The sequence below is a fragment of the Pueribacillus sp. YX66 genome, from assembly GCF_041725775.1.
Taxonomy (GTDB): Bacteria; Bacillota; Bacilli; order Bacillales; family UBA6769; genus Pueribacillus.
Map to the genome: position 1 here is coordinate 44148 of NZ_JBEUEL010000017.1, position 14033 is coordinate 58180.

Genomic DNA, 14033 nt, shown 5'->3' on the forward strand with positions numbered 1-14033 from the left:
ACGATGTGAAAAAATGTGGAAAAGTCGCCACATTTTTATAATAATTGTCTTTTTTTCCTATACTTACAGTGTGAGTTTGTGATTTAAAATAGGACAGAATCAAGTCGACCCTTTCTTGGGGCTGCAGTTACTCGCCCGACTGGGAAAGTAATTGTGCAACGGTGACATGAGCAAGACTTGCTTAGTAATTTAAAGTTACGGTCTTAAAACCGGCGGACTCGAACAAGATATGTTGAATTATTCAAGATCAAAACGTTCGCGATAGCCAATGTATATTCGGTGAAGTATTGTTTGAGTCTTGTGAGTACTGCGGTACTGCACATCATGTATGTCGCAGATGTGCAAGTCTTTAGCAGAAGATCACAAAAAAACATTGTTTCATAAGCAATGTCTTATTCCGTAACGAAGAGAAACGTAGTGGGATTTTCTGCTCCTGTTTGAACATCCTTTAAAACAGGCATACTGATATAGAGCGAAAGGAAAGGTGACAATCATGGGCTATTATGATAATCCGCAAAGTGAAAATCGCAATAATAATAAAAACAGTCGCTCATTCTTAGCAGGCATCATCGGTGCGGTAATTGGAGCAGTCGTCGTCTTGTTAGCTGCTCCAAAGCTCGCAGGATTAGGTTTATTTCCTAGCGATAACAATGCAAATGAAAACAAGGTGTTAAATGATCAGAACAATAATACTGTTACACAAGGCGTCAGTTTGGACGTTAAATCTGATGTGACGGAAGCTGTTCAAGTCGTTAGCGACGCCGTCGTCGGTGTCATTAATCTACAACGAACGAACTTTTGGGAAGGGCAAGTAAGTGAAGCGGGTGCGGGCTCTGGTGTCATTTATAAAAAAGCAGGTGACAAAGCTTTCGTCGTGACGAACGAGCACGTCGTTAGGGATGCTACGGGCATCGAAGTGACATTAAGCGACGGTGAACGACTTGAAGCAGAACTCGTCGGTTCTGATCCGCTCATGGACTTAGCGATACTTCAAGTCGATGCATCGAAAGTGAAGAAAATCGCTGAATTTGGGACATCAAGCAGTGTGAAACCGGGTGAACCAGCGATCGCAATTGGAAACCCATTAGGTTTTCTTGAAGGAACCGTCACCGCAGGAATCATTAGCAACATTGAACGAACAATCCCTGTTGATACAGACGGTGACGGCGCGCCAGATTGGAATGCAGAAGTAATTCAAACCGACGCGTCCATTAACCCAGGGAATAGCGGAGGAGCATTAATTAACATTGCGGGCCAGGTCATCGGGATTAACTCTAGTAAAATTGCGCAAAGTGCCGTCGAAGGCATCGGCTTTGCCATCCCAATTGATGCAGCCAAACCAATCATTGACCAACTTGAAAAATACGGCGAAGTGAGACGAGCATTTTTAGGCGTGTCAACACAAGACTTAAGTGAAATCCCCGCATATCATTTAAAAGAAACGTTAAAGCTCCCTGATGGGATTGAAGCAGGAGCTGTCGTCATGGAAGTTGTCACAGGTTCTCCAGCTCACCGTGCAGGCATAAAAGAACTCGATGTCATTACGGAACTTGACGGCAAAGAAATCGCAAACGTCCTCGAACTACGGAAACATCTATACAACAAGAAAAAAGTTGGGGATAACATGAAAATTACATTTTACCGAGACGGTAAAAAACAAGAAAAAACCGTCAAGCTCGTTGAGCAAACATATTGATTCGGAGAACAGAGAATAAAAGTTAGAGGTCAGATTTAGGAAAAAGACAGGTGCGCATCGCCTGTCTTTTTCTGTATATTAGATTAGTGTAAATGTTAATAGAAAATTGCTCCAGATGACAATTAAAAATGCTCGCTAATTAAACTTTTCTAACTCCATTAGCTTTATATGGAGAGGTGGGCATGATACCCTTGGGCGTTGAATGGGGTGCTAACTACGCTTTCGCAAATAAGTCTACCCGTAGAAGCTCTATGTGAAGCTTGTGCAGTAACCATCTAAGCTGGTGAACAGCATCAAATTCAGGTGGCTCAATTTTCATTTGCAAAATACAATTAGAGAAGGAGAGGAAACGATGGTCATTCATTGTTGTGAAGAGCACGTCGAACTTGCCATCGATGTAATTATTGATGAGAAGGAAACCTTTCCAGTTTTGGAAAAAGTTAATATTATACACAACTTATACACAACCTGTGAATACTGTGATAAACCTACTGTATATATAGTGTCGAACGAACGGTCTCATACATAATGTAGAATGAAATTGTGGATTTGTGGATAAAAATGTGTATAACTTGTTTGTAAAGGTAGGATAAATTGTGAACATATCGATCATTTCCGTTGGAAAACTAAAAGAAAATTATTTAAAACAAGCAATCGTCGAATATACGAAACGGCTCTCCAGCTATGCTAAGCTAACAATCGTTGAAGTCTCTGACGAAAAAGCACCTGAACAACTAAGTGAATCCGAAGCTGAGCAAGTCAAATGGATTGAAGGTTCCCGCATCCTCGCTAAAATCCCTAGCGATGCCTACGTCATCGCCCTCGTCATCAAAGGCAAAAGCCTGACATCAGAGGAGTTTGCTACAAAGCTCGACAAGCTTGCTACCTACGGCCATAGCAAAGTCGTATTTGTGATTGGTGGTTCGCTAGGACTGAGCAATGAAGTGATAAAGCGCGCGAACGAAAAGCTGTCATTTTCGAAGATGACATTCCCACATCAGTTGATGCGAGTGATTTTGCTAGAGCAGATTTATCGGGGATTTCGGATTAATCGGGGGGAACCGTACCACAAATAGAGGCAAAAACTGTTGTAGATAAGGTGGTAATTCTTTATCGGAAGCGGGTATTGAAAATGTATGTTCATTATCCGTTTCTCGATACAACAAGTGGATTAGTATAAAGGTTTTCGATATATTCAGTTCAGTAAAATCAAATTCAAGTTCTATGTTTTTTATGGTTCTAGATTTATCTATTTGCTTGATTGAGATATTATCGATTAACAACTGAAGTAATTGTTTTTTATTTTCCCTAGATGTCTTCCTATATACTGATAAGAATTTTTTCAGTAAATTTTCAATCAAATCTGGTTGGATTACTTTTGAATCGATAGATCCTAATTGTATTATAATCTCATTTTTCTTTTGTTCTAACCCCCTTTTATCATTCGAGACCTTTTGTAACCGTTCTTGTAGAATATCAACAGGGAGAGTGTTTTTCTCAAAGGCATCCATATACTTTGCCTGTAATTGTTCAATCTCTTTTAATCGTATTTCAATCTTTTCTAATTCTTTGTTAAGCTTACTTATCGAATGAGCAGAACTTGAACTTATGTCAGTGATCGTCTTATATAATCTCTTCTTATTAGAACTAAAATGTTCAATTTTCTTGATAACCGTTTCTTCTGCTTTATATGCCTTAATGGAATTAGCTTTACAAGCAGCAGATCCTTTGTTATGAAAATCGCTACAAACGTAATAACGATGTTTTCGTTTCGTCCCATCTTTTCGTGTATGTGTTGTAATTGACGGAACCATTCCTTGACCACAATCAGGACAGCGTAAAAGGCCACTAAGTAAAAATGGTTCGTTTGATTGACGCTGCTTAAATGATTTACTTTTTCTCCTTGCTCGTACAACGCTCCATAGTTCGTCCGAAATAATAGGTTCATGTTTTCCTTCTACAAGAATAGGATTTGGATTTTTCCCTTTTCTTCGTTTGGAATCCCAATTTTCAAATTTTAGCCAACTGATTTTACCGTTATATATTACATTGTCTAGGATTTGTGCTACTCCATTGATGGAGAAATAACGATTACGCTTGGTTTTATATCCAGCTTTATTTAAGTGGTTAGAAATCGCTCTTAGCCCTTTGCCATTTGCATACATATGATAGATTAACTGTACTACTTCAGCTTCCTTTTCATTGATAACTAGCTCCTTCTTAACAGTGTCATATCCAAATACAACCCCGCCGTTCCATCTCCCTTCCAAAGCTCTCTGTTTCATCCCAAGCTTAACGTTTTCCGCTAATGTATTTCGCTCCATTTCAGCGATTGAGGCCATAATTTGAAGTACTAAACGACCTATAGGACTACTGGTATCAAAGTTTTCTGAGTAGGATATAAATTTCACGTTGTATTTTTCAAACTTATCTAGAATCATGAGTGTTTCTAGCATATTTCTTGAAAGTCGGGAAATTTTCCAAACTATTACAGCATCAAATCTCTCATTCTCTACATCTTTAATTAGTCTTTTCATTTCAGGCCGTCCTTTTACGGATTTACCACTAATTCCTTCATCGACATATTCATCAATCACCTCCCAGTTATAAATTTGAGCATATTGCCGAAGTGTTTGAAGTTGCGCGGCTATACTAAAACCTTCTTTTGCCTGTTCTTCTGTGCTTACACGAGCATAAATTGCAACTCTTGATATATCCATATCTAATCCTCCTTCATACTGATATTACAATGAAATACTAGATAAGAGAAATGGGACCTTATGTGATTGTTTGACTTAAATGGGAAATTGAAGAAGTACTTTTTAGAATTGGAAATACCCATTTCTTTTTTATTTCATTCAAGTATATGCTTGAATGTTGCGCTGGAAAAAGTTATTATATAATCAAGCGAATACTTGAATGAGGTGATGAATTGAATAAGAAAGATACTTGTGAAATTTTTTGTTATGACGAGGAAAAGGTTAATCGAATACAGGGTGATCTACAAACAGTAGATATTTCAGGTGTTTCTCAAATGTTAAAAGCAATTGCCGACGAAAATAGAGCAAAAATCACCTATGCTTTGTGTCAGGAAGATGAACTATGTGTTTGTGATATAGCTAATATCTTAGGCGTTACAGTTGCTAATGCTTCTCATCATTTACGAACACTTTATAAGCAAAGGATTGTCAACTATAGAAAAGAAGGAAAGCTTTCCTTTTACTCATTAAACGACGAACATATCAAACAAATTATGATGATTGCATTAACACATAAGAAAGAGGTGGAGGTAAATGTCTGAACAAGCTGAACGGTCTGAAGTGGAAATGACTTCCTACCGAGTACAAGGCTTTTCATGTGCTAATTGTGCAGGGAAATTTGAAAGAAATGTTAAGAAACTGCCCAATGTGCAAGATGCAAAAGTAAATTTCGGTGCATCTAAAATATCCGTATATGGTGATGCAACGGTTGAAGAATTAGAAAGGGCTGGCGCTTTTGAAAATCTTAAAGTAATGCCTGAAAAACCAAAACGGCAAACACCAATTGTTGTTCATCAGGATAAAAATGTGTATCGGGTTGAAGGCTTTTCGTGTGCCAATTGTGCGGGTAAATTCGAAGAGAATGTAAAAAAATTATCAGGGGTTCATGATGCAAAAGTAAATTTTGGTGCATCTAAAATTGAGGTATATGGGAATACAACTATCGAGGAATTAGAAAAAGCTGGTGCTTTTGAAAACCTTAAAGTCGCTCCAGATAAACCATTAAGGGAAGAGAAACAAGAGGTTAAAGAAGAGAAAGAGCCATTTTATAAAAAACACAGCACATTACTATACGCTTCTTTATTAATCGTTTTTGGTTATATCTCTCAGTTTGTTAATGGGGAAGAAAATATTATTACCTCCCTATTGTTTGCAGCAGCCATCGTTATTGGGGGATATTCACTCTTTAAAGTCGGGTTTCAAAACTTACTACATTTTGAATTTGACATGAAAACTCTTATGACAGTGGCTATTATTGGAGCAGCTATTATTGGAGAATGGGCAGAAGGTGCAATTGTTGTTATTCTCTTTGCAATTAGTGAAGCTTTAGAACGTTTCTCTATGGACCGAGCAAGACAATCAATTCGATCTTTAATGGATATTGCTCCGAAAGAGGCGCTTGTTAGAAGAAATGGGCAAGAAATGATGATTCATGTTGATGATATTGCTGTTGGCGATATTATGATTGTGAAACCCGGTCAAAAGCTTGCTATGGATGGTGTAGTAGTACATGGTTACTCGGCTGTTAATCAAGCAACTATTACAGGCGAGTCAGTCCCAGTTGAGAAAACAGTGGATGATGAAGTTTTTGCAGGTACATTAAACGAAGAGGGAATACTTGAAGTTAAAGTAACAAAGCTTGTTGAAGATACAACAATTTCCAAAATCATTCACCTTGTTGAAGAAGCTCAAGGGGAACGCGCGCCTTCTCAAGCGTTTGTAGATAAATTTGCAAAATATTATACGCCTATTATTATGATTATCGCAGGGCTGGTAGCTGTAGTACCACCATTATTATTTGGTGGCAGCTGGGGAACTTGGGTTTATCAAGGGCTAGCAGTATTGGTCGTTGGTTGTCCCTGTGCATTAGTTATTTCAACTCCTATTTCTATTGTTTCAGCAATTGGAAATGCAGCTAAAAAAGGTGTGCTTATCAAAGGCGGAATTTATCTAGAAGAAATGGGTGCTTTAAAAGCAATAGCTTTTGATAAAACGGGTACACTTACAAAAGGAGTTCCAGTTGTAACAGATTTTAAAATGTTGAACAATCAGGTAAATGCAGAAGATATGTTGTCTATCATTACTGCATTAGAATATCGTTCCGGGCATCCTCTAGCTTCAGCTATTATGAAAAAAGCAGATGAGGAGAACATTTCCTACACTCATGTAATCGTGGATGATTTCTCTTCTATCACAGGAAAAGGAATTAAGGGGACTATCAACGGTACGACTTACTACATTGGAAATCCGAAATTATTTGAGAATCTGTCAGTTGACTTTAATAATAAACAAGAGCAAATTGTTAAGAACCTACAAAATCAAGGTAAAACCGCAATGATGGTTGGAACTGAAAAAGAAATACTTGCTGTCATTGCAGTAGCCGATGAAGTACGTGAATCCAGCAAGGAAATCATTCAAAAGTTACATCAACTTGGAATCAAAAAAACCATCATGCTTACAGGTGACAACAAAGGTACAGCCAATGCAATTGGAGGTCATGTTGGGGTAACGGATATTCAAGCAGAACTATTGCCTCAAGATAAATTAGAATTTATTAAACAATTGAGATCTAAATATGGCAACGTAGCGATGGTTGGGGATGGTGTCAATGATGCCCCTGCGTTAGCTGCCTCTACAGTTGGAATTGCAATGGGTGGAGCAGGGACAGATACTGCCCTTGAAACAGCAGATGTAGCTTTAATGGGAGATGATTTAAGAAAACTTCCATTTTCTGTGAAACTAAGCCGAAAAGCACTTACTATAATTAAGCAAAACATCACCTTCGCATTAGCAATTAAATTCATTGCCTTATTATTGGTTATCCCCGGTTGGCTAACACTTTGGATTGCCATCCTTTCAGATATGGGAGCAACTCTTTTAGTAGCATTGAATGGTTTAAGACTAATGCGAGTGGAAGAAGATAAATATTAACTAAATTTGCAATCTCAGGGCTTTTCTTCTTATTGAAAAGCCCAATCCTGAAATATTGGAGATGAAAAAAATGATTACAACGGCACTTACTGCGGCTGCAGTTTATGTAGCAACAGGGATTGATTATCTTATTATTTTAATCCTTTTGTTTTCACAAATAAAAAAAGGACAAGCGAAACATATATGGATTGGACAATACATAGGTACGGCAATTATTATAGCTGCCAGTCTTTTAGTAGCTCTAGGTATTACATGGTTAATCCCTCAGCAATGGGTTTTAGGTCTTCTAGGGCTTATTCCACTTTATCTGGGGATTAAGATTTGGATCAAGGGAGAGGAGGATGAAGATGAAAGCAATATATTATCTTTATTTTCCTCAAATCGGTTTAATAAATTGTATATAACAGTCATATTTATTGTGCTGTCTTCCAGTGCAGATGACTTTTCTATTTATATACCTTATTTCACGGCATTAAACACGGTTGAAATACTTATTGCTAGTATTGTCTTCTTCATTATGGTTGGGGTTCTATGTTATGTCAGCTATCGCTTAGCTTCTTTGGATTTTGTATCAGAAAAAATTGAGAAATATGAACGTTGGATTGTCCCTATTGTATTTATAGGGCTAGGGATTTATATCATGTTTGAGAATGGTACATTCAACGCTTTATTTTCATTCCTAATTTAACAAATGGGGCAAATTTTAATCCTAGAAATCAAACATCTTAAAAATACCGAGAATGCTGCTGGCATTTTTAGTTAGCATGATAATGTTGTTCTGAATGAATTATTTCTGGATAAACAAAAATGTATTTACTTTGCATAGCGAACCGTCACCCTTATTTTGATTTAGCAGATCAAAGGGTGGCGGCTTCTTTATTATTATCTAAATGGTCAATTAGTTGTCGTCCAACTAAGGGGACATTTACCACTTAAAAGGGATTGTAAGTTACTATTAATTTTTATGATTATTTTTCAATGCTAATTTGGTGGCATAATATACAACGATACCGATAGCTAGAAGGTTAAGGATCCATCCTAGTAAACCGTAACCCATCATGCTCATCATCCCCATCATATGGGATCACCTCTCTAAACTAGATATTATTCATCATATCACGGAATCCGGTATTGTTTTGCATCATACCATTTTCACCGTGACAGTTGTTAAACATTTCTTCTTGCTGTTCTGGTGATAAATTAGGATGCATTTCTTCAATATAAGGTTTCATTTCTTCAAAGTTGAAAAATCCATTACCATTTGATTCAGCTGCAACAAAAGTTGCACTTCCTAATAGAACGGCTCCAGTTAATATACCTATTACTAATTTTTTCATTTATAACATCTCCTTTTCTTAACTAAATCATACCTCTTATAAATGTAGAATTTGTGGTGAACTTATGTGGAAGTTGTGAAGATTATCATTTTCATTTTAATTGATGATACTATATGAAAGAGGTGGTTTAACATGACTAAAATTCTTATTGTTGACGATGAAGATATGATTCTTGAAGTGTTAGAAGCATACTTTGAAAAAGAGGGATGGGAAACCATTCCTGCCTCTAATGGAATAGAAGCATTAAAAAAAATAAAAGAAAATAATCCAGATATTATTATTTTAGATCTTATGTTGCCAGATATTTCAGGTGAAGAGGTATGTAGATTAACGAGAAAAGAAAGTGATGTTCCTATCATTATGTTAACAGCAAAATCGACAGAAGACGATTTAATTAATGGAATCGTTATTGGGGCAGATGACTATGTTACAAAACCTTTTAGTCCAAGAGAAGTCGTAATAAGGGCAAAGGCTATTTTACGTAGGTTAAGAAGAGTAAATAGTGGAAACCATTTATCGTTCAATGAAGGAAAGCTAACAGTAGATCTTTTAAAAAAGGAGATGACATTGAATAACCAAATCATACCACTAACTCCTATCGAATATAAGCTATTAATAGCTATGGCAAGCTACCCCGGACGAGTTTACAGTCGTTTGGATTTACTGGAAAAAATTCAGGATGATGGATCTTATTTTGAAGGATATGAACGAAGTGTTGATACACATATAAAAAACCTTCGGAAAAAGATTGAAACAGATTCTCGCCACCCAGAATTTATTTTAACTGTTTTTGGGATGGGATATAAGTTTGGAGGAGCGTCTGATGCGTCGATTGACACTTCGTTCTAAAATCCTTTTTTACCTATTAGTTGTGTCACTTTTTGGTATTTTTCTTACTAGTTTCTCTATACTATGGGGATTTGAAGATCAATTTAACGAATATTTACAAATTAATAGAGAGGAAAGAAGTAAGCTTATAGAAGATGAAGCAATTAATTCTTATAAAGAAACAGGGAAACTTATTGATAACCAATTAATAAATTTAATGCATCAACAAGCTATGACAGACAATTTATTTTATAGAATTACTGATGAAGAAGGACAGGTAATAGCAGATACAACGATGATGCTCGGAATGATGAATAGGATGGGAATGCATTCTGATTCGGACATCGATATGAAAACGGAATACCGAAAAAATACTTATGATTTAACATTTGATGAAAGATATGTAGGCAATATGGAAGTTTATTATCCAGAGGAAATGATAGGGGAAGACATTGCTTTTTTAAATACAATTAAATCGAATATTTATCTTGCTATTATTGTTACAGTTGTTTTAGCGTTCGTGTTTAGCCTATTGTTTTCTAAACGCCTAACAACTGGGTATCGAAAGTTATCAAAAGCTATTCAAGAATTACAAGACCATAAATGGCGAACGCGTGTACCAGTTAAGGAATTGTCAGATGAAATGAAGCCACTTGGTGAATCGTTTAATCGACTTGCTGAATCGTTATCAAAGGAAGAGATACTTCGTAAACAGTTTACTGCTGATTTTGCTCATGAAATACGAACCCCACTTGCGACATTAAGAAGTCAAATGGAAGCTTTTCAAGATGGGATATTTGAACCAACGCCAAAAAGGTTGCAGCAAAGTCATGATGAATTGATGCGTTTAGTACGTCTAGTGGGCGAACTGGAAGAGTTACTTGCCGCTGAAAATCCACAAATAAAACTAAACAAAAGCAATATAGATGTAGGATATTTATTACGTTTATTAGATGGGCAATTTACCCCAGCCTTTCAGGAAAAAGGCGTTTCATTAAATATTCAAAAGCCAACTAAAGAATATTGGTTACATGCGGATCAGGATCGTGTTTTACAAGTGTTAACGAATATAATTAATAATGCCCTTCAGTATACCCCTGAAGGGAATAGCGTATATGTTAAGATAGTGGATTCTAATGGTTATGTTGGATTTTGTGTTCAAGATGAAGGGATTGGGATTAAAGAGGATGATCTACCCTATCTATTTGAACGATTTTACCGAGGGGACAAATCAAGAGACAGAAAAACAGGTGGAATAGGTATTGGATTGTCTATTGTCAAGGCATTAATGGATGCACACCGTGGAAAAATTCAAATCGGCAGTAAATGGAAGGAAGGAACGGAAATTACAGTTTTCTTCCCAAAGCATGAAACTTTATGAATAGATAAGAATCTGAATGGCTGGGTAACATCTTCACTCACGAGGAGGAAAAAGTATGAAGAAATATTTAGGTATTAGTTTGGCTGGATTAGTAATTATTTTCGGAGGGTATTACCTCTTTTTTATACAAGGTTCGGGTGTATCGGGATTTCCAATACATCCAATTAATGAATCAGATAATGGGTATTCCTTTAATAAAACGGATATAGCTGGAAATTCATCTCTACCCATCCCACCATTGTTAGAGGATAAAAATCCAGATCCAGATAAAGCTGAATTCCATATAACTGCCCAAAATGCAACAAAGGAATTTATTTCAGGAGTGGAAACAGAAACGATGGGGTATAATGGAAATTATTTAGGCCCTGTCATTAGGGTTCGAAATGGGGAAGACGTGTCCGTACAGGTAGAAAATAATTTAGAAGATGAAATTACGACAATTCATTGGCACGGCCTAGAAGTGGATGGAGACGCAGATGGAGGCCCACATTCAGGAATTCAACCGGGAGAGTCTTGGACACCGGAATTTACGATAGATCAGCCTGCAGCTACGCTGTGGTATCACCCTCACCCAGAAAAAAATACCGGGAGGCAAGTATATAAGGGATTAGCGGGATTATTTTTCATTGAAGATGAAGTTTCTGACTCTCTGGATATTCCAAAAGAATATGGGGTGAATGATGTTCCACTTATCATTCAGGACAAACAATTTAATGAAAATGGAAGTTTTCAATATGAACTAGGAATGCATGATGTGATGAACGGATTACAAGGAGGCACAATGCTAGTCAACGGGGCTGTAGATCCGTATTTGGAAGTTCCAAAAGGCATGATGAGGCTACGGTTATTAAATGGATCGAATGCAAGTGTGTATGAACTCCATTATAGTAATAACCAAACCTTTTATCAAATTGCAAGTGATGGTGGTTTTCTTGAAAATCCAATAGAAATGGACGAGCTTATTCTGGGTCCAGCCGAGAGGGCAGAAATCCTAGTTGATTTTTCAAATTTTAAGGATGGAGATACAATTCAATTATCGAATAAAGGGTCAGAGTTTATGAAGTTTGTTGTAAACGGTGAAAGTGAATCCAACTATACCATTCCAGAACAATTAACTACCATTGAAAAGATTGATCCTTATGAAGCAGTAAGAACTAGAGAATTTGTTTTTCAAGGAATGGGGCCTATGGTCAACATTAATGGAAAACAAATGGATATGAATCGAATCGACGAATTTGTGGATATACATGAAACAGAAATATGGGAAGTTTCCAATGAGAGTGGAATGGGAATGATGGGAGGGACTGTTCATCCCTTCCATGCGCATGGTGTCCAATTTCAAATAATTGATCGTGATGGAAATCCACCGCCACTTAATGAAACTGGATGGAAGGATACGTTTATTGTGTATCCGGGAGAAAAAGTTAGGGCTATTGCTACATTTAATCATTCTGGTGTATTTATGTATCATTGTCATATACTTGAACATGAAGATGCAGGAATGATGGGACAATTTAAAGTGGAATAAAAAGTGGAAGCTTAAATATTATATAAATAATCTATATGAGCATTTCGGAAATATACTCATTATAATCAAAAAATACGGTGACATAATTCACCGTATTTTTTGGTTAAGCGGAAATTCAAATAGATAATAGCTTAGATGAAGGAACGGAGGTTTCGATTATTTTTACGATAACTCTCTTGTACTGTTATCAGTAAATATAAAAATAAACCCTATATGGGTATATCATAATGCGGGTTAACAGTGAATACAATAAAAGTGGACAAACTAAGATTGGGGTTGAAATAATGTCAATTTCATTATTTTTTATACTTTTGTTGTGTGCCACCCAAGTTATAACAACCATTATCTATGTAGTGCATTACCGAAATTGGGTAACAAAAATGAATGGAATGATGATATCCATGTCATTAGGGATGTCGGCAGGAATTCTAATGGGAACTATTTTAGGGGTCATCTTTCATGGTGATTTATTTAAATCAACCATTTACGCTATAATAATTGGATTGGTTGTTGGTTTTTTAGCAGGATTACCTATAGGTCTTCCTGCTGTCATTGATGGCATACTCTCCGGACTAATGGGGGGGATGATGGGAGCCATGCTAGGAGATATGGTAGCAATGACTAGGCCGAATGCGATCATTAATATTATAGCTGTGTTGATAACAATGGTTTTGTTACTTGTTTTATATGCAGCTGAAGAATCAATTCGTAAACAAGCCAACCAATGTAATATTATTTTTGGTATTGAATTACATTGATCCACTTGATTTTCACTTTCTAGATAAGAGTGGGCATTAATAACAGATTTTCATTAAACAGCATATATTAAAGGGAATTTATTTAATGAAAGGTGAGTTATATGTCAACTTTACCATCTGTAGACCTTGGCTTAATGGCCGAACATTTGTCTACACACGAAGGAATGATAAATAAGTTAAAAGTCTATCATATTAATACTACAAATCCAGATTTGAAAAGTATTATTGCTCTCCAGATAAATGTCATGATGTCGCATGTTAGGGTAATGTTATCTTTAATTAATCCTGATAATAATGAGTATGTTGAAGTTCCAGATTTAAATATGTATGATGTAAGCAATCAAAGAGCAGATGGTACGGGAGTTAATAAATACAACGATAAATGGATTGCATTAGAAGCACATGCTGGTGCCAAATTGATGTCAAATGAAAATTATACTTCTGCTTTATTAATGAAAGATAGAAATGTTAGAAATGCGCATGTGGAAATGGCTTTGCAACAGTTAGAAATTCAAAAAAGATATTCTGATTTTATCAATCGTATGGGTTGGTCATTTGTTCCCCATGCAGATGCTCAGGAACAGGTAAAAACCTATCAACATTTTCAACACTTGTTAAATAATTAAATTTAGAAAAAGGCATGATCATAACTTTAAACTAAACGGTGACTTTTACCGATTTTTCTATTAATTGTTTTCTGAGCATTTTATAAATATGGTATGATATAAGTAGAGTTTGTCACTAGCATTGCATTAATTTAGGCTGAATAATCATAAGACATTGAATGTTTAAAAAACTTGTATTTTTGATACAAA

The 14033-nt window shown here is 36.2% G+C and carries 13 protein-coding genes; 11 read left to right on the forward strand and 2 right to left on the reverse strand.

All coding sequences use genetic code 11. The features are described 5' to 3' along the window. Positions 1–493: 493 nt before the first annotated feature. The 3 genes from ABU914_RS09180 (at position 494) to rlmH (ending at position 2772) form a co-directional block, all read left to right on the forward strand. On the forward strand, positions 494–1696 hold the full coding sequence (locus ABU914_RS09180) for a S1C family serine protease (RefSeq protein ID WP_379669438.1): 1203 nt from the start codon (positions 494–496) through the stop codon (positions 1694–1696). 352 nt (positions 1697–2048) lie between these two features. Then, positions 2049–2225, forward strand: coding sequence for a CxxH/CxxC protein (locus ABU914_RS09185; protein ID WP_379669442.1), 177 nt, complete (start codon positions 2049–2051; stop codon positions 2223–2225). Between the two features lie 67 nt (positions 2226–2292). Further along, positions 2293–2772 (forward strand): 23S rRNA (pseudouridine(1915)-N(3))-methyltransferase RlmH, encoded by a 480-nt coding sequence (rlmH, locus tag ABU914_RS09190; RefSeq protein WP_379669439.1) that lies wholly within the window; start codon positions 2293–2295, stop codon positions 2770–2772. On the opposite strand, the gene ABU914_RS09195 is transcribed toward rlmH, so the two are convergent. Then, positions 2716–4416 carry a recombinase family protein gene (locus tag ABU914_RS09195; RefSeq protein ID WP_379669440.1) on the reverse strand — a complete coding sequence of 567 codons (1701 nt, stop codon included), beginning with the start codon at positions 4414–4416 and terminating at the stop codon, positions 2716–2718. The two genes, rlmH and ABU914_RS09195, sit on opposite strands and share 57 nt — an antisense overlap. A gap of 212 nt (positions 4417–4628) precedes the next feature. Here ABU914_RS09195 and ABU914_RS09200 point away from each other — a divergent pair, with 212 nt between their 5' ends. From ABU914_RS09200 to ABU914_RS09210, 3 genes are all read left to right on the forward strand, one after another. Next, positions 4629–4997, forward strand: coding sequence for an ArsR/SmtB family transcription factor (locus tag ABU914_RS09200; protein WP_040047916.1), 369 nt, complete (start codon positions 4629–4631; stop codon positions 4995–4997). Then, positions 4990–7386 (forward strand): heavy metal translocating P-type ATPase, encoded by a 2397-nt coding sequence (locus tag ABU914_RS09205; protein WP_062351075.1) that lies wholly within the window; start codon positions 4990–4992, stop codon positions 7384–7386. Before ABU914_RS09200 ends, ABU914_RS09205 begins: the two co-directional genes overlap by 8 nt. A 70-nt stretch (positions 7387–7456) precedes the next feature. After that, complete coding sequence (locus ABU914_RS09210; RefSeq protein WP_040036845.1) at positions 7457–8074, forward strand: CadD family cadmium resistance transporter; 618 nt, start codon at positions 7457–7459, stop codon at positions 8072–8074. Positions 8075–8483: 409 nt separating this feature from the next. On the opposite strand, the gene ABU914_RS09215 is transcribed toward ABU914_RS09210, so the two are convergent. Then, the gene (locus ABU914_RS09215; RefSeq protein WP_062351078.1) at positions 8484–8723 is read right to left on the reverse strand and encodes a hypothetical protein; all 240 of its coding nucleotides are present in this window, start codon (positions 8721–8723) and stop codon (positions 8484–8486) included. 132 nt (positions 8724–8855) lie between these two features. Here ABU914_RS09215 and ABU914_RS09220 point away from each other — a divergent pair, with 132 nt between their 5' ends. From ABU914_RS09220 to ABU914_RS09240, 5 genes are all read left to right on the forward strand, one after another. Continuing rightward, entirely contained in the window at positions 8856–9572 is a 717-nt protein-coding gene (locus tag ABU914_RS09220) for a response regulator transcription factor (RefSeq protein WP_062351081.1), read from the forward strand. After that, positions 9547–10932, forward strand: coding sequence for a sensor histidine kinase (locus ABU914_RS09225; protein WP_062351085.1), 1386 nt, complete (start codon positions 9547–9549; stop codon positions 10930–10932). Before ABU914_RS09220 ends, ABU914_RS09225 begins: the two co-directional genes overlap by 26 nt. A gap of 55 nt (positions 10933–10987) precedes the next feature. Next, positions 10988–12460 carry a multicopper oxidase family protein gene (locus ABU914_RS09230; protein WP_062351088.1) on the forward strand — a complete coding sequence of 491 codons (1473 nt, stop codon included), beginning with the start codon at positions 10988–10990 and terminating at the stop codon, positions 12458–12460. Between the two features lie 284 nt (positions 12461–12744). Continuing rightward, on the forward strand, positions 12745–13218 hold the full coding sequence (locus tag ABU914_RS09235; protein WP_379669441.1) for a hypothetical protein: 474 nt from the start codon (positions 12745–12747) through the stop codon (positions 13216–13218). A gap of 101 nt (positions 13219–13319) precedes the next feature. Beyond that, a complete protein-coding gene (locus tag ABU914_RS09240) occupies positions 13320–13844 on the forward strand; it encodes a spore coat protein (RefSeq protein WP_062351093.1) in 525 nt (174 codons plus the stop codon). Positions 13845–14033: the final 189 nt, after the last annotated feature.